This is a genomic window from Psychrobacillus soli, assembly GCF_006861775.1.
Classification (GTDB): domain Bacteria; phylum Bacillota; class Bacilli; order Bacillales_A; family Planococcaceae; genus Psychrobacillus; species Psychrobacillus soli.
The window spans coordinates 1-20195 of sequence record NZ_VDGG01000033.1 but is presented as its reverse complement, the minus strand read 5'-3'; the positions used below and the strand labels follow the sequence as shown (position 1 = coordinate 20195).

The 20195-nt window shown below is 37.4% G+C and carries 19 protein-coding genes and 3 pseudogenes; 2 read left to right on the top strand and 20 right to left on the bottom strand.

The genetic code is table 11. The features are described 5' to 3' along the window. The 10 genes and pseudogenes from FG383_RS21370 to FG383_RS14515 form a co-directional block, all read right to left on the bottom strand. Positions 1-224: pseudogene (locus FG383_RS21370) on the bottom strand (ATP-binding cassette domain-containing protein); the annotation flags it as partial. Positions 225-237: 13 nt separating this feature from the next. Beyond that, entirely contained in the window at positions 238-879 is a 642-nt protein-coding gene (locus tag FG383_RS14550) for an amino acid ABC transporter permease (RefSeq protein WP_142608121.1), read from the bottom strand. A 17-nt stretch (positions 880-896) separates the two neighbouring features. Continuing rightward, complete coding sequence (locus FG383_RS14545) at positions 897-1709, bottom strand: substrate-binding periplasmic protein (RefSeq protein ID WP_142608120.1); 813 nt, start codon at positions 1707-1709, stop codon at positions 897-899. An 18-nt stretch (positions 1710-1727) separates the two neighbouring features. Beyond that, positions 1728-2351 (bottom strand): TetR/AcrR family transcriptional regulator, encoded by a 624-nt coding sequence (locus FG383_RS14540; protein ID WP_142608119.1) that lies wholly within the window; start codon positions 2349-2351, stop codon positions 1728-1730. Positions 2352-2983: 632 nt separating this feature from the next. Continuing rightward, on the bottom strand, positions 2984-3784 hold the full coding sequence (locus FG383_RS14535) for a peptidoglycan DD-metalloendopeptidase family protein (RefSeq protein WP_142608118.1): 801 nt from the start codon (positions 3782-3784) through the stop codon (positions 2984-2986). Between the two features lie 77 nt (positions 3785-3861). Beyond that, the gene (locus FG383_RS20990) at positions 3862-4035 is read right to left on the bottom strand and encodes a hypothetical protein (protein WP_185907960.1); all 174 of its coding nucleotides are present in this window, start codon (positions 4033-4035) and stop codon (positions 3862-3864) included. Between the two features lie 561 nt (positions 4036-4596). Further along, positions 4597-5592 (bottom strand): bile acid:sodium symporter family protein, encoded by a 996-nt coding sequence (locus FG383_RS14530; protein ID WP_142608117.1) that lies wholly within the window; start codon positions 5590-5592, stop codon positions 4597-4599. Positions 5593-5625: 33 nt separating this feature from the next. After that, positions 5626-7068, bottom strand: coding sequence for an aldehyde dehydrogenase family protein (locus FG383_RS14525; RefSeq protein WP_142608116.1), 1443 nt, complete (start codon positions 7066-7068; stop codon positions 5626-5628). A gap of 14 nt (positions 7069-7082) precedes the next feature. Then, positions 7083-7832: an SDR family NAD(P)-dependent oxidoreductase gene (locus FG383_RS14520; RefSeq protein ID WP_142608115.1), complete on the bottom strand. Its 750-nt coding sequence runs from the start codon at positions 7830-7832 to the stop codon at positions 7083-7085. A gap of 13 nt (positions 7833-7845) precedes the next feature. Then, positions 7846-8919: a tartrate dehydrogenase gene (locus tag FG383_RS14515; RefSeq protein WP_142608114.1), complete on the bottom strand. Its 1074-nt coding sequence runs from the start codon at positions 8917-8919 to the stop codon at positions 7846-7848. Between the two features lie 189 nt (positions 8920-9108). Here FG383_RS14515 and FG383_RS14510 point away from each other — a divergent pair, with 189 nt between their 5' ends. After that, entirely contained in the window at positions 9109-9807 is a 699-nt protein-coding gene (locus tag FG383_RS14510; RefSeq protein WP_142608113.1) for a FadR/GntR family transcriptional regulator, read from the top strand. Positions 9808-10016: 209 nt separating this feature from the next. On the opposite strand, the pseudogene FG383_RS14505 reads toward FG383_RS14510, so the two are convergent. Further along, a pseudogene (locus FG383_RS14505) lies at positions 10017-10232 on the bottom strand (isochorismatase family protein); the annotation flags it as partial. On the opposite strand from FG383_RS14505, the gene FG383_RS14500 reads away from it, so the two are divergent. Continuing rightward, positions 10200-10511, top strand: a complete 312-nt coding sequence (locus FG383_RS14500) for a DUF1259 domain-containing protein (protein ID WP_142608111.1) — start codon at positions 10200-10202, stop codon at positions 10509-10511. The pseudogene FG383_RS14505 and the gene FG383_RS14500 overlap by 33 nt on opposite strands. Before the next feature lie 368 nt (positions 10512-10879). Here the strand turns inward: FG383_RS14500 and FG383_RS14495 are convergent, their stop codons facing one another. The 9 genes and pseudogenes from FG383_RS14495 to FG383_RS14455 all read right to left on the bottom strand — a co-directional run bounded on the left by FG383_RS14495 (position 10880) and on the right by FG383_RS14455 (position 19684). Continuing rightward, positions 10880-10987, bottom strand: coding sequence for a YjcZ family sporulation protein (locus FG383_RS14495; protein ID WP_142608110.1), 108 nt, complete (start codon positions 10985-10987; stop codon positions 10880-10882). Positions 10988-11256: 269 nt separating this feature from the next. Further along, positions 11257-12591 carry a type I glutamate--ammonia ligase gene (glnA, locus tag FG383_RS14490; protein ID WP_142608109.1) on the bottom strand — a complete coding sequence of 445 codons (1335 nt, stop codon included), beginning with the start codon at positions 12589-12591 and terminating at the stop codon, positions 11257-11259. A gap of 42 nt (positions 12592-12633) precedes the next feature. Next, positions 12634-13017, bottom strand: a complete 384-nt coding sequence (locus FG383_RS14485) for a MerR family transcriptional regulator (protein WP_142608108.1) — start codon at positions 13015-13017, stop codon at positions 12634-12636. A gap of 656 nt (positions 13018-13673) precedes the next feature. Continuing rightward, positions 13674-14304, bottom strand: a pseudogene (locus FG383_RS14480) (methionine gamma-lyase family protein); the annotation flags it as partial. A 77-nt stretch (positions 14305-14381) separates the two neighbouring features. Continuing rightward, positions 14382-15683, bottom strand: a complete 1302-nt coding sequence (locus FG383_RS14475; protein WP_142608107.1) for a purine-cytosine permease family protein — start codon at positions 15681-15683, stop codon at positions 14382-14384. Between the two features lie 17 nt (positions 15684-15700). Beyond that, positions 15701-16420, bottom strand: a complete 720-nt coding sequence (locus tag FG383_RS14470; protein ID WP_246097017.1) for an aspartate/glutamate racemase family protein — start codon at positions 16418-16420, stop codon at positions 15701-15703. Between the two features lie 17 nt (positions 16421-16437). Then, positions 16438-17994 carry a hydantoinase/oxoprolinase N-terminal domain-containing protein gene (locus FG383_RS14465; RefSeq protein WP_142608106.1) on the bottom strand — a complete coding sequence of 519 codons (1557 nt, stop codon included), beginning with the start codon at positions 17992-17994 and terminating at the stop codon, positions 16438-16440. 2 nt (positions 17995-17996) lie between these two features. Next, a complete protein-coding gene (locus tag FG383_RS14460) occupies positions 17997-19091 on the bottom strand; it encodes an S-methyl thiohydantoin desulfurase family protein (protein ID WP_142608105.1) in 1095 nt (364 codons plus the stop codon). Next, positions 19088-19684, bottom strand: coding sequence for a TetR/AcrR family transcriptional regulator (locus FG383_RS14455; RefSeq protein ID WP_142608104.1), 597 nt, complete (start codon positions 19682-19684; stop codon positions 19088-19090). The genes FG383_RS14460 and FG383_RS14455 overlap by 4 nt, the downstream gene beginning before the upstream one ends. Positions 19685-20195 lie beyond the last annotated feature (511 nt).

Genomic DNA, 20195 nt, shown 5'->3' with positions numbered 1-20195 from the left:
TGTTGGATTTTTTTCGAGTCCGTTGCGCTTACTTGATGATTATTAACGGAAATTATCCCACTAGTAATCGACTCTAGCCCATTTAAGCAACGTAAAAACGTACTTTTTCCGGAACCACTTGGTCCAATGACGGCGACTACTTGATGAGCGGGAATCGTCAATGAAATATTTTTTAATACTTCATTTTGATCAAAGCTTTTCGATAAATTACTTACTTGTATCAAGACTTTTCCCCCTTTAATAAACGGATAATCGTTTCTCTAATTTATTCAATATGAATGTAAATACTGTACTCATAATCCAATACATTAAAGCAATCGTTAAATAAAACGGCATATATACATAATACTGCGCGATCAATAACTGTGCCGATCGCATTAGCTCCGTGACTGCAATAACAGAAACTAATGAAGTCTCTTTCAACATCCCAACAAATGTATTACCTAGTGGTGGAATTGCGATGCGTATCGCTTGTGGGATAACAATACGTCGAATAGCCTGTGCTTCTGTCATCCCAGTTGCAAGCGCAGCTTCTGTTTGACCTGCAGGAACTGCCTGGATTGCCCCACGAAATGCCTCCGATACATAAGCACCTATATTAATACTTAAGGCAATATAAGCAGCTGTCAAAGAACCTAACTCAATGCCAAAATCAACAAGTCCAAAATACACGATAAAAATTTGAACTAGTGGTGGTGTTCCCCGAATAATCGATACGTACACTCTCGCTACATTACGAAAGAAGCGATTGCCCTTTAAACGTGCAATCGCTGTTATCAAACCGATGATCAAGCCGAAAAACATAGATACCACCGTAATTAATAACGTATAATACGCTCCTTTTAACAGAAAGGGGATATTATCTATTATTATATCCATGTACACTACCTCTTTCTTTACTCGGCTTTAGGCTCTTCCTCAAACCATTTGACGAAAATTTCTTTATATGTGCCGTCTTGTTTCATTTCTTCGAGTGCCTTATTTAGCGCGTCGACTAATTCTGTATTTCCTTTTTTAACAGCTACTGCTGCTTGATCCGATTTAATCGGTTCTCCAACCGCTTTTACTTTAAATCCATTTTCTTCAACGATCGGTTTTAAAGCGTAAGCATTATTAATCGTAGCGTCCACACGTCCTGCATCTAAATCTTTAAGCGTTGTGATAACATCATCATATGTGTTGATTTGGAAGTCACCAACTTGTGGCATTAGGTCATTACGTAAAAATGCTTCATCGTTCGTACCTAAACCAACGGCAATCTTTTTGCCTTTAAAATCTTCTACGGATTGAACAGTTGTATTATCTTCTTTTACAATTACTTTCACTTCATTTGTTATGTAAGGTTCTGTGAAATCTAATTGTTTTTGTCGATCTTCTGTAATCGTTACTTGACTAACTAAAATATCGAATTTACCTTTTTGCAATCCAGGGATTAAACCGGAAAATTCTTGTGCGACAAAGTTCGCTTCCACACCTAAACGTTTTGCTAATTCTTTTGCAATGTCTACGTCAAATCCATCGTATGCTTGCTCTTTGTTCATAAAATTATAAGGTGCATATGTACCCATGATTCCAACAGTCATTTCTCCTTTATCTTGGATCGCTGCTAATGTGTTCTTGTCACTTTCTTTACTAGTGTTATTCCCACATGCCGCTAACAACAAAACAGTTGCAGCTACTAAAACTAATAGAAATTTACTTTTTTTCATCATTTTCTCCTCCTTCATTTACTTACCAAACAAACCAAAAAACTCGAATTGAACGGTTTTTTCCACAAGTTGTTCTATTGTTAGTTGATGCCATTCATCATTCGCTGTTTGAAATAACCAACGAGATAATACCCCTTCTAATAAACTCATTACAAATACGGATTGTAGTTCTGGATCTCCAGGACGAGGCATCATTTTCAATTCGGAAGCCCTCCGAATATTTTGTGCAAAAGCTTCTTGCATATCATTCTTTATCGCATCCACTTGTAGCTGTAGGGATGGTTGCGAATGGATACCTTTTAAAAGGATTTTCATAAAATAATGATGTTCTTTTGCAAAGTGAAAAAGTTGTTCAAATAGGTGACTGGAAGATAGAAAAGAATCTTGTATCGATACTTTTTCTGACCGGTACCCTTTTGAAATGGCGTCCAGTATTGCTGCACGCCCCTGCTCAAACACCTCTGTGGCAATCATTTCTTTACTTTTAAAATACCAATAGAAAGTACCTTGGGAAACATTTGCTTTTGCAACAATATCAGCGACTTTCGTTTGTTCATAACCTCGTGTTGCAAACAACTCCAATGCAATCGTTAATAGTTGTTGTCTGCGTTCTTCTTTACGTTTATTTTGGTTGTCTAGCATACTAATTCTCCTTGACTGATTCGTTAGTCAATTAAATCCTATTAGATTACTAGCCATTAGTCAACCACTCTGTTTTATTCAGAATTTTTCACCAACTAAACTTTGGTATTACTAATACCACTAATCCTGAGAGACCAAACTTCTTCATCAGGATGGAAATATTATTTTAAGTAAACGTAGTTAATTTTATTCTTCCCCAGAAGATGAGGTAATATGACCGAATTCATTATACGGTTTATATTCTTTATAACTTGTCTTAAAAAAGCGAACTCAATTCAAAAGGACATAGTCTACACTTCGTTTCTTTTTCGCGGGTAAAGAATTTAGCCTCTTCTTCTCGATCTCCTGCAGGATCTGAACAAGTTGTTGTATCGTACCTATTTTTTGAAGCATTTATGATCTAGTGTGGCGTTTTTTGCGATGACCATGAGACTAAGACTCCACCGGAGAGAAAGGTAGAGACTCGGCGATCACCCTCTATAAAGCCAATACTAGAGCGCTTTTTTATAGAAGCCAACTTAATTCCCAGCTCAGCAAATTTATTTTTCTTTCAAAATATAAAAAAGGTTGTTGAATTAGTCGCTCATTAGACTAATTCAACAACCTTTCTTTTAGCTAGTTCTATCTCTGCTTTATTTTAGTTTTTTCTCTAATTCTTCCATACGTTTTTCTAGCTGCTCTACTTTCTGTGCGATCGGTAATGCAACCGCCCAAGCATAATATTGAGTGACGTTTTTAAATGGGTCATTGCCATCCGTAATTTTCAATCTCATTGCTTCTTGACGAATCGCTTCTTGTCCTGCTGTTAATTTTGGTTCTGCCATACTTAATTCCTCCTTTTTCAATGCAACTGTGTTATTCAGTGCAGCTAATGTGATATCTCCTATTATTCCATCCGCTACTAAACCTTTCGACTCTTGGAACTCTTTAATAGTTGCTTCCGTCTTTGGTCCTTCAATTCCATCAACCTGAAGTGAGTAGCCAAGGAATACGAACATTTTCTGTATTTCTCCTACTTCCGAATCAACTATATAATGTAGAGGATTTACCGCATTTGGTTGACCTGGTTCATAGGTAGGTATATGCATTTCAAAATGTAAATGCACCCCCGTACTATTACCTGTAGTTCCCTTTATCCCAATTTGTTGTCCTTGTTCAACTGTTTGTCCTGCTTTCACTGATATGGATTTTAAATGTGCGTACAAAGTTTCGTATTTTTTTCCATTAAGCTGATGTATTAGTATGACCGTATTTCCATAACCACCTATGACTCCCGCTCGCTTCACGGTACCTTTTTCGGAAGCTTTAATAATTGAGCTTCCATCACTTCCAAAATCTACACCTTTATGCGCTTTCCATTCACCTGTGATAGGATGTTTTCGAAGTGAGCTGAACCTCGAAGTGATTCTTCCTTCGCATGGTCTAATAAACATGCCATTTCTCCTTCCTATACTTTAGTAGAATTATAATTCTCTTTATTAATAAATGCGAAAATAGCATAATTTCATAGTCAGTTCTCACTAGTTTTTATAATATTTATTAATAAAAGTTCACAAGCAAAACGTCTTTCGGCCTCTTCCAGCTTTTGCTTAACTACTTCTAAATGCTTGGTGTTTTCTTCTTCGTTAATAGGTCCAGATGGTTTGACAACATAAATTCCTTGTCTCGGAATCCAATTTGCCATGATAAAACTCTCCCTATCAATTAATATTTAGTATCTCATCTAAAATGGAATATCGCCGATTTGATAGTCCTTCGTTTCTACAATCTGGGAATTGTAATGATGTGGTCCTTTCCACTTAATTGAGTTATCAGACGTCGAATTTCGTTGTATTTATTCATTGCCAAACTCTCCCTTCACTATATATATATAGATTCATTTCACACATTCGTATACAAAAATTTCCATATAAATAACAAAGTTACTATAGGCTGAAACAATCCATTGCTTTATTCCAAAGGCAGGAATGAAATCGAGTTTACATTCGAGAACTTCCAAAAACGGAGTTAGAAATCTTCCGCCTCCGCCAACAAAACTAAAAATAGATAAAAATAAAAGCGTTGAGGCATAATTAAAGCCAACAACGCTCTTATTATTATATAACGACAGGAACAAACGCGAGCAAATTCTCTACAGACTGATTAAGAATTTGAGTTGGATGATCAAACAGATAAATAAATTTTTCCATAAACAATAATTTTAGACCGCTTGATAGAAAATCATCAAGCGGTCTTTTTTATATTATTATACTTCTTCTGCATTCTCTAAAGGCTTGTGATGGGCTTGCACCTCTATTTTAGAGTTAGTATCATTTGGTACTTCATGTTTTGCCCAGTAGGTAGCGAGAAAAGTTCCAGTGATTACTTGCCAAGCAGATGCAAATGCACTTGGTAATGCAGCTAGTGGCGTGAAATAAGAGGCAGCTAAAGCTACACCCAGTCCAGAGTTTTGCATCCCTACTTCAATCGATATTGCACGTTGATCTTGACGAGATAGTTTTAAAGCTTTCGCTGCATAGTATCCTATTAAAAGGCCAAATCCATTATGCAGTAATACCGCTACAAATACTAACACGCCAGCAGTTGCAATATTTTCTTTATTGTTTGCAACAATTGCAGAAACAATAATGGTAATCGCAACAATTGAGATTAGAGGTAAAACGGATTCGCTTTTTTGAGTAACAGTAGGTAAGAATTTATTCACTAATAACCCTAAGATAATTGGAATAATAATCACTTTTATAATGGACATGAACATAGACATAGGATCAATCGGCAACCATTGCCCTGCAAAAATCAACAATAAAAGTGGCGTCATAATGGGAGCAAGTAAAGTTGAAACACTCGTCATTGTTATGGAAAGTGGAACGTTTCCTTTAGCCAAATATACCATTACATTGGAAGAAGTTCCTCCAGGAACACTACCTAATAAAACTAAACCTGCTGCAAGTTCTGCAGGTAACTTTAATAAGTAAGCAATAATAAAGGCGATAGTTGGCATAATCGAAAACTGCGCAACTATTCCTATTAAAACAGGGATTGGATTTGTAAAAACTAATTTAAAGTCAGATGCTTTAAGCGTAAGACCCATCCCGAACATGACGACTCCAAGTAAAATTGTTATATACGCACCAAATGACGAAAACAAATTTGGAACCATAAATGCTAAGATTGAAAACACTATTACTATAAAAGCAAAGTATTTACCAGCAAAACTACTAATTGTGCTTAACGTTTTCATTTTACGCCTCCTTACTTTGCTTATTTTAATACTTTACAGTTGAACTTGAATAGCAATATTTTTTATTTGAATATAGTTTTGAACGGCTAAATGGCTTTTTTCTCGTCCAATGCCACTTTTTTTATATCCTCCAAACGGCATTTGCACACCGCCAGCAGCCCCGTAACTATTGATGAAGACTTGTCCACTTTCAATACGTGAAGCGACATAATGTGCTACATCAATATCTTTCGTCCAAACTCCAGCAACTAGTCCATAATCAGTGGCATTTGCTAATTCAATTGCTTCTTCCACATCAGTAAAGCGTACAACACTGAGCACAGGCCCAAAAATTTCTTCCTGCACAAAAGAGTTATTATGATTAGATGCTTCGATAATTGTGGGGCGTATATAAAAGCCATTTTCATAGCCTTCAACCTGAACTGCTTCCCCACCTACTAAAATTTTCGCTTGCTTATCAATAGTTCCTAAAATCTCTAGAATTCGCTTGTATTGTTTTTCATTTATAATTGGTCCCACTTCTGCATGGTTAGCTGGTGGACCTACTTTTAAATGTTTAAACTTTTCTACCAGTTTTTCTATTAATTCGTCCGCAATCGTTTCATCTACTAATAGTCGAGATCCTGCAGAACAGGTTTGACCTGCATTTTGCACGATTGAATTCACGATTGCAGGGACTGCTCTGTCTAAATCAGCATCTTTAAAAACTACGTTTGGTGATTTTCCACCTAGCTCAAGCGTAACGGGCACAACATTGTTTGCGGCTGATTTCATTACTGCGATTCCTGTTGGAACTGAGCCGGTAAAAGTAATTTGATTGACACCTGGATGAGAAGTCAATGCAGAGCCGATTTCTGCTCCATATCCTGTAAGATGTTGAAATACCCCTTTAGGAAGTTTTTCATGGAACCATTTCGCTAAAAAGTTCGTAGTAAGTGGTGTATCTTCAGAACTTTTCACGATAACTACATTACCTGTAGCAATTGCAGCAGCTACACTGCGCGCCGTAATTTGGATAGGATAATTCCAAGGTACAATATGAAGTGTAACCCCAATTGGATCCATAACTGTTACATTTAGTAAATCTTCTTCAATTGGAATAGTATCTCCGAACACTTTGTCGGCTAAGCCACTATAAAATTCAAAATAGCGGGCAGCAGCTTCAATATCCGCTTTTGCTTGTGCACTTGGCTTACCAATATCTAAGGATTCAAGTTCTGCTAGTGCTTCCGCATTGGCTCTAATATATCTTGCCGTTTCTTGTAAAAATTGTCCTCTTTCAAATGGTTTAAAAGATTTCCATTCTTTACTTTTCAATGCTTTTCTCGCAGTTTGGACTGCACGATCTGCATGTTCTTCATTTCCACGAACGATTTGTGTAATTAACTCTCCAGTAGCAGGATTAATCACATCTATCCATTGTTCGTTCTCACTTCCAACCCATGCCCCATCAATTAACATTTGTATTTTTTCCATATAGAACATCCTCTCTAGATACTTCTTCCGCCATCTACGTGGATTACTGCACCAGTAATAATTTGGGCACCATCTGTTAATAAATGTGTAACCGTTGCCGAAATGTCTGCTGGATTAATCAATCTTCCTAATGGAACGCTCTCTGCAAAAATATCTTTATTTAGCTCTACTTCACCAGCTTGCTGGGAAGAAAATTGTCCTAACATTTGCGTATCCGCTGGACCAGGGTGTACTACATTTACACGAATATTAAATGGCGCTGCTTCCAGTGCTAAAGCTTTAGAAAATGCTTCTACCGCTCCTTTTGATGCCACATAGCTTTGCAAACCTGGACGAGGTCTTGTAACAGATACCGAACCTATATTGATAATAGATCCATTTTTTGCTTCCTTCATATATCTCACTGCTTCACGGCTAGTTAAAAATATTGCAGTAGCATTAATATCCATTATTTTATGCCACTCTGAAAGTTCTACTTCCGTGATTGGTTTGGCCGACTGTGCGATTCCAGCGATATTGACAAGTCCATCTAACTTGTTGTATTCATTGAATATTTCTTTGAAGGTTTGCTGAATACTGTTTTCATCTAATAGATTAATAGCTTTAACACGTATATTTTCATTTTCGATAGAAGATAAAGATTCTGTGTTAATATCCAAAGCAACTACTGTTGCACCTTCTGCCAAAAGATTTTCTACTACCTTTTTTCCCATTCCACCGCCTGCTCCAGTGACAGCAATAACTTTAGCTTCTAATTGACCCAATTAAAAATCCCCCTTATGCATACTTTCTAATGTTTTCAATAATTTTATCTGCAAATTCCGTTGTAGAAGCAGTTCCACCTAAATCTGGTGTTCTCACTTTACCGTCTACTAATGTATCTTCTATTCCATCGACAATTATTTTGGCCATTTCTGGATAGCCTAGATGTTCTAACATTAAGGAGGTGCTCCAAATTTGTGCGATTGGATTTGCAATCCCTTTACCCGCAATATCTGGTGCAGAGCCATGAATCGCTTCAAACATGGATGGATATTTCTTTTCTGGATTGATATTTCCTGAAGGAGCAGTTCCTAGTCCTCCTGAAATTGCTGCGCCTAAATCTGTTAATATATCACCAAATAAGTTGCTTCCAACGACTACATCAAAGATTTCTGGCTTCGATACAAAAAATGCAACTAATGCATCGATATGGTAAAACTTCGGTTCTATTTCTTTATAGTCTACGCCAACTTCTTTCGTCACTTCATCCCAAAACGGCATAGAAAAATTAATAGCATTAGATTTAGTTGCAACAGATAAATGCTTAGATCCTCTTTTTCGAGCTAATTCATACGCATATTTTATGACCCGCTCACTACCCATTTTTGTAAAAACACTGTTTTGAACGACTACTTCATATGGAGTTCCAACATGCAAACGACCTCCACTATTGGAGTATTCCCCTTCCGTATTTTCACGTACTACGACAAAGTCAATATCTTCTATCCCTTTATTTGCTAAAGGACTTTCAATTCCCTTTAATAATTTGATAGGTCTTAAATTTATGTATTGTTGAAATTCTCTTCTGATCGGTAAGATTAACTCCCAAACGGAAATATGATCCGGGACTTCCGGTGATCCTACTGCACCAAATAGAATGGCGTCATACGGAGCCAATGTTTTTATTCCATCCTCAGGCATCATTCTTCCAGTTTCCAAATAACGCTTACAATTCCAATCATAAGAATCGATTTCAAATTGCAAATTTCCATGTATCTCTTCTACTGCTCTTAATACTTTGATTGCTTCCTCTATAACTTCTGGTCCTATTCCATCACCTGGAATACTTGCGATAGTGTGCTTAACCAAATATTACACTTCCTTCCAAATTACTACATACTACATATGATGTACTTCAATTTATATGTTATCATCTTCAACGCAGATTGTAAATTAAATATTCTAAACTGTCTTAAAATTAATATATTTTAACTAAAATGCTATTTATCCGATATAATCTATAGAAAAGAGAGTAAACATAACTGGAGGATCCATCTCATGCACTTCGAAAAACTAACAACTTCCGACAAAATCTCAACCGAAATTGTTTCCACTATAAAAAACAAGCTGTTAGACGGAACGCTTAAAACTGGCGATAAATTACCAACGGAAGCTGAAATGGTCGAACAGCTTGGCGTTAGTAGGACCCCTCTCCGGGAAGCAATAAAAGTACTGGAATCGATTGGAGTCATTCAGATTAAGCGAGGTGAAGGTATGTTCATCACCAATAACCCTTCACACTTTTCCTTAAATCCGTTGATCTTCAGCTTGATCATGCACAGCAATAATACGGAGAAGCTGATAGAATTCCGTCAACACTTCGAAATTCTCATGATCAACCTCATTCGTACCAGATGGTCGGAAGAAAAGATAAAAAAAATCGAGGAAGTCTATCATAATCAATCCCGGCGACTAAAACCGGAGCTAAGTCCGGAAGAACTGGCCGATATCGATTTGGAATTCCATTATGCAGTACTTGAAGCTACTGAAAATGCCTTTGTTATCGAAATTGGAAAAACCATCTACGAATTGTATAAGCCAAAGATGATCGCTTCCAAACAGTCCAGCAATATCGAAAAAACCCTAAAGAATCATAAGGCTTATTTAGACTTGCTCTTCCAGAAAGACGTAACAGTCAGTGAGAAACAGATCAATGAGATGATTTTATATAATCAACTGTGGCTGGAGGAAGAGTGAGGCTAGATGGTCTCTATCATTTACATTCGTGATGAATAAGCTAATTTCATAAAAATAAAGTCTGTGCTCAAAGGAATATTTTGATGAAAGATACGGATAGTTTAAAAAAAGTCCTACTCGTAATACGTGAGTAGGACTAATTGCTATTTTAATAAACCGTTAACATTGGCGGTTTGCATCAATGATTAAAATTTAATATCTTTACTTGACTATACATCGGCAAACCAACGTAACACATCATTGTGAAGGCTAATAATCTGCTGTGCTAAAAATTCTTTCGAATCCCAAGTACTATGGGCATCTGAAACTAAAGTGACTTTATATTCCTTACTAAATGCTCTTCTGCAAGTTGTATCAACACACACTTCTGATTGAATTCCTGCAATAACCAAATGCTCAATTCCTTGCTTTTTAAGTTCATCATCTCAAGGATTCCTAGTCGCAGTGCCATACCAGCTGGCATAACATTTGAATCTCTAAATATGCAACGTAATGCACTTAATCTTGGGGAAGTAGCTGTTCTTCAAGAAGAACTCCCCTCATTTGTAAGTGCTCTTGTTAGAAATATTTTAATCGTGAGTGCTATTCATAATCACTGGATTTTCACGAATCCGACTATCCTATACGTCCACTTTCAGTCAGTAGAGCCCCCATTAACTTTTGCACGAAAGTTTGCAGACTCGTTTAGTGTCTTAAGACATTAGTTTTAGTTATGAAATCGAAAGAAAATGGATAAAACCGATGACATTGCGAAATCTAATGAGAACTAATTAGAGAAATTAGGGAAACCTAAACAATTGACCAACAACCTTGATTCGAAAAAAATCCAAAAATCAGCACGACCACTAAAACAGAAGATTTATGTAAAATCAAATACATATAAAATATTTTTTTAAAAATCAGAAAAAAGCGACCAACTCTATTAAGAGAAAGTCACTTTTTTTAGAGAAGTGAAAAACAGGCGGATAGTATCTCGATTTTATTAATCTTACTTTATACCCAACGATTTAATCTTGAAGCTCATCTTAGCTGAAACATTTTCCTAACTAAATAGTCTTCATAATTACACGTTTTAATACAGGAATGATGCTCCTACAATTATAAGTAGGATAAAGAGAACGACGATCAACGCAAAATTGGAATTGCGTCTTCCACCATATTCACCTTCATATTCAGACATCTTATACCCCTCCTTTCTTAATACTATTTCTAGATTATGAAAAGATTAAAATATGGATAAGGTAATTTATCTCATAGCGAATAAATATAGAAAAACACCGAACAAGTCAACTCACGACTGAACGATGTTTTTAAAGGAATATCTAACGATGTTAGTAATTAAATTTTTTTTAGAAATATTGGGGTTAATATGGGGTGCTAATGATTTTGCAACATCATTTCGCTTAATTCACCCCATCCAAAAACCCAATAACTCCAGTGTATATATGCTTAATACATTTTTAAATACTGTTCTCTCTCCCACGGATGTACAGTCGTTCTAAACATATCCCATTCAATCTCTTTCGCTTCCACAAAGTTTGCATAAATATGTTCACCAAGTGCTCCGCGGATTGTTTCACTTTTTCCAAGTTCTATCACAGCTTCATGAAGAGTCGGTGGCAAGTTATAAATACCGTTTTCGATACGTTCTTCTTCTGACATTACATAGATATTACGGTCAACTGCTGGTGGTGGAGTTAATTTTTCTTTAATACCATCAAGCCCAGCTTGTAAAATAACAGCCATCGCAAGGTATGGGTTTGCTGCCGGATCTACGGAACGAACTTCGATACGTGTACTTAATCCACGAGAAGAAGGGATTCGAATTAATGGACTTCTGTTTTGTCCAGACCAAGCTACGTAACATGGCGCTTCATAACCAGGTACTAAACGTTTATATGAGTTTACTGTAGGATTTGTAATCGCAGTAAAGCTTTGCACATGCTTTAATACACCTGCCATAAATTGCATCGCTGTTTCACTCATTTGGTTTTCTGTAGATTCGTCGAAAAATGCATTTTCTTTTCCATTGAATAATGAAACGTTAAAGTGCATTCCAGAACCGTTTACACCAAATAGTGGTTTTGGCATGAATGTCGCATGTAATCCATGTTTACGAGCAATGGTTTTAACGACTAGTTTAAACGTTTGAATATTATCACATGCTGTTACTGCATCTGCATATTTAAAGTCAATTTCGTGTTGTCCAGGTGCTACTTCATGGTGAGATGCTTCAATTTCAAAGCCCATTTCCTCTAGTTCAAGTACGATATCGCGACGGCAGTTTTCTCCAAGGTCAACCGGTGCTAAGTCGAAGTATCCACCGTGGTCATTTAGTTCTAAAGTTGGTTCACCTTGTGCATCTAATTTAAATAAGAAAAATTCAGGTTCTGGTCCTAAGTTAAAGCTTGTGAATCCTAACTCTTCCATTTCTTTTAACACACGTTTTAAATTATTACGTGGATCTCCTGCAAATGGCGTTCCATCTGCTTTATTTACATCACAGATTAGACGAGCTACTTTCCCTTTCCCAGTAATCCAAGGGAATACAACCCATGAATTTAAATCTGGTACTAAATACATATCGGATTCTTCAATTCGTACGAATCCTTCAATAGAAGATCCGTCGAACATCATTTTATTGTCGAGAGCTTTATCGAGCTGACTCACTGGAATTTCAACGTTTTTAATCGTCCCTAGTATGTCTGTAAACTGAAGACGAATAAAATTCACCTCGTGTTCTTGAACGAACTTTTTAATATCTTCTTTTGTGTACTTGCTCATTTTTTTCACTCTCCTAAATATTTTATATAGTCAAACCCCGTTCTATCGAAAGAATCGAGATAGGTCTCCTTGCCGTAAAGATGCTCGTTGATGCCTTTGGGCTAGCTGCATTTCTTCTTTTACAATTGCACGTAGTTGTGCATCTGTAATGACTTGTTTTGTGTCATTTTTTGCAGCCGGACTGTTTTTCATTTCGAAAATTTGTTTAACCCCTGCAATATTAACGCCAGTTGCTAGCATATCTTTTATTTCTAGTAAAATATCAATATCATCTAGCGAGAACATGCGTTGTTTTCCTTCCGTCCGTGCAGGCTGAACAAGTTCATGCTCTTCATAATATCGAATTTGTCTCGCCGTTAAGCCGGTTAGCTGCATGACGATATTCATAGATAGCAGTGGCATGGAACGTCTCCATTCCTTTTCCATCGCTGCACCTCCTAGTTGGATATATTAATAGTATATGTCATGTTAGCTAACATGTCAACTTCATGTGAGGAAAAGTGACATATATTTTTTATTAACATAAAAAGCCACTTTTCAAAGAATAGTACGCAAGCAAATCCTTTCTAGCATGCGCTTGATTAATGAAAGAATACATGAAATAACAAGAAGACACTATATACATAACGTGCAGCTAAGTGCTCCTAATTAGTGACCAAAAGCCTTTTTACTACGCAAAAGTATCGGTTTTATTTCAATGAGGAAGATTGTTTAGTAAAAATGGTGTAAAACGTAATATTCATCGTCGTCTCCTATTAAGTAAACCCTTTTCATTGAAATTAGTTGCTTTCAGAGTAAAATTGGTCGCTTTCAATGACCAATTTGTTGCCCTAAGCCATTTTCTGGATTCGCATAATTGAAAAACTACATCATATGTGGTTTTAGCGAGTCATTACTGATAAGTTAGCAATTTCCTTTGGTTAAAATCCTAATGGTCATCTACTAGCGCTTTATAAAACGCATTATTCCTAAAAAGTGATACATCACATATTGTAAGCTTCGCCAAACAAACTGGAAATAAAAAAGAAGCGCGGAAAATGATCAAGTCACTTTCCACGCTTCTACTATTTGAATTGCTCAAATTACCGTAAAGTCTGCACGGCTCCTAAAATGGCATATTTCACATGTTCATACGTTAAACCACCTTGAATAAACGCAGTATAATGAGGTCGGATCGGTCCATCTGCAGTTAATTCCATATTAGATCCTTGGATAAACGTTCCCGCTGCCATAATGACATCATCTTCATAACCAGGCATATAAGCAGGTTCGGGAGCAAATTGTGCATTTACCGGCGAGTGCATTTGAATCGCTTTGCAAAACTGAATCATTTGCTCGGCTGTTTGAAACGATACCGATTGAATAAGGTTCGTTCTTTTTTGCCTGTTTTTTTTGCTAGACCGCCACCAGGATTTTTGAACAAAGATCCGGCCATTAAATCTACCCCTACATTCGTCAGTTCTAATTCTCCCACAAACTCTCTGTAACAATTATCCACGAAAATAATCGCATCTTTTTAGTCGCTATTATTTTCTCTACTATTCCTTTAATTTGATTCACCGTAAAAGACTGACTCAATGCATATCCTTTAGAACATTGTATAGCAATTACTTTCGTATTTACTTTAACCTCTTTTTCTACCGTATCCCAATCGATTGCACCAGACTCTAAAAGTTCTACATGCTTATATGAAATTCCGAAATCAGCAAGTGAGCCTGTATCTTCCTCTCCGCCTCTTTTTTCTAACTCAAGGACGCATTTATATACTTTTAGAATACAAATCTACTATCCTACGAGAAAGTCACGCTCCTAGTACGTACAGCCATTCCCCCAATGTAATAAATAATGCCGCTAACGAATAGTGCATTCAAGGATGGAATACCCCATGTTACAAAATAGCCTACTAAAAACCCGCATGCCCAAGCGATGATAGTAATGGGGCTCAATCTACCGGCAACACTTGGTAACTCGCCACGTTCTCTGGATTCATCTAATACTTGACGACTCGTTTTAAGAATGAAGTAGTCTATAATAATAATTCCTGCAACCGGCGGAACTAACACACCAAGTACTACTAGGAAATCGATAAAATAATTTAAAATCCCGATTACTGATAACACTGTGCCGATTATTCCAATGACAAGTGTAACTGTCGCACGACCTAACCGTACATTAAAGACGGAATCAAAAATGGATGTGATGCTTAAAGATGCAGCGTATAAATTGAGATTGTTAATTTTAATCGTAGAAAAAACAACGACTAATGCGGCAATAATCCCTGATGCTTGAACCATAATACTGACAACATCATTTGTTCTTGCAGCTAATGCTAGTAAAACTGCTATCATATTGATACCTAGTTCGCCTATAATTAAGCCGATTGTAGTCATCCAGAAAACATCTTTTCCACTTCTAGCAAAACGACTAATATCAGGCGTAATGATTGCCCCTACGATAAAACCGCCCGCAATCATTGTAGAAGCTACCCCAATTGATAGCGGTTCACCTGCTGGCGCTGTTGAAAAGAGCTCGGATAAGGAAGTCTCACGAAATACAGAAAAGACCCCTGCTGATACGGCAAGTAAAAAAGCAGGTACTGCAATTGTAGCTGTAATGCTAAGCAACTTAAATCCAAAAATAACTAAGAAAGTTACACTTAAACCTGTAAGGAACATAGCGGGTATTAACGGTAATCTTCCGTTTGACGCTTCTACTAACCCGCTGGCAAAAATCGTATTTTGGACACCGAACCAACCGATACAGGAAATCGCTATTATAATACTAAAAATAGTACCTCCATGTTTTCCGAAGCCTGCCCAACGCGTTAATAAACTCGTTGACAGCCCTTCCCTAACACCGATATAGCCCAAAAGGAATCCAACAACTTGAAGTATGATGCTACCAAAAAAAGTGGCAATGAGCGCATCCGTAAATGTCATGCCATATCCCATTGTAGCCCCTAAAATAAATTGTGAGATTGTTGCAAATGCCCCAACTCGAATGATCGTAATGCTCCATAAAGATTTTCGTGCGGATTGTGGCACACGAGACAATGAGTAATCATCACCGATAGCAATTTTTGTTGCGCTCATAATAGTCCCCCTTTAAATTAAATACGTACTTTTGACGGTGGTGTCATATAGGTTAGACGGCTTTGTTTGACTTTCATCGTTACAAGTGATTCCGCCATTTGAAGTGAAGCAAAAGCAGGATCGATAACAGGTACATCATACCCGGATGCATTTAGACGTTCTTGCAACTCGCTTGCAACGCCTAGGAAACCTGTGCATCCTAATACTAAAGCGTGTGCTTGATCTTCTTCGATTGCTTTGATCATTTCTGAATAGAGAGCATCCACCAAACGCTCTTTGTCTTGCACCTCTAGCACTGGAATTGAAACGTATCGAACTGATGCGAGTTTGCTATCTAAGCCAGCTAATTTACTAACATTGCGAATCATTGAGATAACATTTGGCAATACAGTAACGACCGAAAAAGAACTGGCTAGTGAACTGGCGTAAAGCATAGCGGATTCACCTGGACCAATCACAGGAATATCAAGTACTTCCCGCGCTGCTTTGACGCCAGGATCAGCGAAACAATCACTAATAATGGCATCGTAACCCTCTTTTTCCGCTTCAATTGCTTTCTTTAAAAAGTCTGCCAAACAAAGCGCTTCATCGTATTCGCTTTCGATTGATGCGGGACCAGTGGATAAGTTCGTCATGCTCATTTCAGTTCCAGCTGATGCGTAAAAAGAAAATTCTTGCAAAACTTCCTCGTTAAAAATGTCCGAGGTGATTGGTAAGATTACTTTAACTTTCATCATGTATGCCCCCTATTAATTTAGATTAAATCCCCAGCAACTTTTACCCGTACTTTTGTAGCATTCCCCGCCATGTAGGCAAGTGGAACTTCTTGGATGTCTACCACATTCAATTTTTCTTTGTCAGCCCCAGCTTTTACCGCTTCATCAAATGCAATCGATTTAGCTAAATCTAACGTCTGCTCCCGCCCTAAATCATCCATTTTGAAGATTTTTTCGACTTGTGCACTTACTTGAGAAATTGCAGATCCAATTGCATTTGCAACGCCGAAATTAGCAGGTTTAATGACTTCGCTTGCCCCTTTTAAAGCAGAAGGGAATAATATACTGCCACCGCCTACTAAAACAACGGGCATGTCATCCGCACTCGTTTTCATTTTATCGATAGACTCTTCTACCATAAACGTCATTTCTGCATATATTTTTTCTAATAAACTTTGATCTAAATGTGCTACAAAGTCAGGATTTCCAATCACGGCTTTTCCTAAAGCGATAATAACATCTGTTGTTGTTAACGTATTGCCTCCGAAAGCTAAACCTTCTTTATATAAACGATGACCGACACTTTCGGGACCAATTGTAAATCCGCCGTTATCATGCAATTTTACAATTGTACCGCCGCCTAATCCCATCGATAAAATATCGGGCATCCGGAAATTGGTGCGAACGCCGCCGACGTCTACAGCAAGAGAAGATTGGCGAGGGAATCCGTTGGCTAGTACACCGATATCTGTCGTTGTCCCACCGACATCGATCACTAGCGCATCTGCTTTTTTCGACAAGTAGGAGGCACCTCGAATGCTATTTGTCGGGCCGCAAGCAATTGTTAAAATTGGGTATTTCACGGTGTATTCAACCGACATTAATGTGCCATCATTTTGTCCAAAAAATACAGTTGCATGAATTCCTTCGTTTTCAAGTGCATCAACAAAACTTTGGGCAGTGATTTTCGCAACATCAACAATCGCTGCGTTTAAAATCGTAGCATTCTCACGCTCGATTAAGCCCACGTTTCCAATTTCTGACGATAGCGAAATTGCGATATCTGGACCGAGTTCTTCTTGAATAATTTCACTTACACGTTCTTCATGCGCTTTCGAAATCGGTGAGAAGACAGAAACAACCGCGATCGAATCTACTTCCCCATTTAATTCACTACAAATGGATCTTATTTTATCTTCATTTAGTGGGGTAATTTCCCTGCCGTCGAATTCGTGACCGCCTTCAACGATATAAAGATGCTTCCCGATAATATTTTTTAAATCCTCAGGTACACCAACCAATGGTTTAATGGCCAATGTAGCAGGCGCCCCTATGCGAATCGAAGCGACTTTATTTAATCTTTTTCGTTCAACAATCGCGTTTGTACAATGTGTCGTACCTAGCATCGCATACTTAATTTGACTTTTATCAACGTTAGAATTTGAAACTACTTTTTTTAATGCATTGAATATACCAGTTGATGTATCTGCAGTTGTAGGCTCTTTTGCCTCTGCGATTACGTTATTTGAAGCATCCAAAATGACAGCATCCGTATGAGTACCGCCAACGTCGATTCCTATCCGATAAATTTCCATATTTACGATAACTCCTTCTTAGCTTGTAATTTTTCAACTTCCACATAAGGCACTTCATATCCGAAATAATTTGGTCCGACTGTTGCCAGCCCTTTTTCTGTACGCCATTTTTCATGTGCAGGTATACCAATAACTGTGCAGCGTGCTCCATAGCGAATGCCTTCCGTAGTAATCGGAATACCTGTATCTGTATCTAGCACAGCAATTAAGTCTGGTGTAACACATAGCGTTTCCTCGCCTTTAGTTGCTAAAAGGTGTTCATTTTGGAAATGAAGCATACATTCTTGATCGATGTAAGAATCTAATCCCTGTACTTTCGCTTGCCCTTTCGCAAAACCATCAACAGTTACACGATTGATATCGCTAATCTTTCCTTTAAACAGTTCAAAACCATTCAATAATTGCAATACAGCATCTATCGGATTCGCTTCATGCTCTTTAGCTGTGCTTATAGCAGCGCCTATTTGTTCTTCCAGTGTCAAACTATCTAATATGGCACTTTCTTTTACTTCTTCTTTTGTCATCGGGTAAATCGCTAGCATGACAGAGCCGCCCATATCAATTGTGGCACTGCGGGCAATCCGTTCCGCCCATTTATTATTGATGGTATTCATCACCAGATTGTTTCCTTTTTCGTCCGCTAGAACCATCGGAGATGCAGAAATGCCATCTAAATAAAATGTCACCATCTGTAGTTCCGGGAAAGCTCTTCCCATTCCATCTGCATCAATTACCGGTAATCCAAGTTTCGCTGCCAATGCAAGCGGTAATAATGAATTCACACCACCAGCCTCAATGGGCATCGTTGCATAAATTTCCTGCCCGATATAGTTTTCCAATGCTTTGAAAGCAGCCTCTGCTTCATCACCATTTGGTACTTTTTCTACCATTACTGTAGGTGCACCCATCATAGCGGAAGGGACGATTAATGCTCCATCAGGCACTTCATCAATCGACATGAGACGAATGGGTCCATATTCTTCGATTGCTTGTAAAGCCATTAATTTGCCGATGTACGGATCTCCTCCACCTCCAGTACCAAGGAGCGCAGCACCAATTGCAATATTTTCAATTTCTTCTTTTCCTAATAATCTCATAATGACTCATTCTCTCCTTTTTTTAATTGATTGATAAGCGCGAGTAATAATTTTTCAGCAGCTTGAACTTGTTTTTCAAACACATCGTCAGAATAGACGATTGTTGACCAAAAAAGCCCATTTGCAATTAGTTCAATTTGATGTGCACATTGCTTGATTTCTACGTGCGTTGCATTCGGAAATTCGTCTGATAGTTCGTTAAAATAATTTTGTAACAACCAACTTTCAAATTCGTCCAAGTATTTCGAAAATTCATTTTTGAATTCTGCGAAATCGGATGTTAATTGTACAAAGGCTTTTGTATTTACTACATCTTTTCGATGAAAATAAGCGACACTTCTTAATAACTGTTGCAAACCACTTCGTACAGGTAACCCCTTTGTGTTCTCGAAAATTCGTTGCAATTCCTTTTGATGATTTTCCAATATCTTTTGAAATACTTCTTCTAACAGCGCTTCTTTATTTGGATAAAAAAAATAAATAGAGGATGCTTTAATTCCAACGGCATCGGCTATTTTTTTCATTGTCGTCCCTTTATACCCTTGTTCTGCATAAATGGTCAAAGCAGCTTCAATTAGTTTCTTTTTTGTCAATTTGTAATCTCACCACCTACCTAATGTTCGTTAGGTAATATCATAAAACAGCTTTCACCATTTTTCAATAGATTTAGAAAATTTTAATTAGTATATTTAATTTCACGTCGGCAAGGTTATAGACTAACATTCTGCAACTCAGTAAGAACAACAAAAAAGTGCCTTATCGAAAGCTGAAAAAGCATACTTTTGTTAGAACTAATTCTCCATAAAAAAAAGGCTTTGCTCAAGTAGAAGTGATCTATTCATTTCCTGAAAACGGAAATATATATATATACATGGAACCATTTTTAAAATAAACTAGTAACTTTCCTACAACGCATTACTCCTATAAACCCCCACAACAAATGATAATTGGTAATAAAAAAAGCGCAGGAAATGATCGAGTGAACTGAACCCCGAATAGTAGACACTTTAGAAAAAGTGTAGCTATTCGGGGTTTTTTCTTTTTCAAAACCCCGTTATACTAGAATTTACGAACTTTGAACGGGAGAAATCATTATGAGTAAAA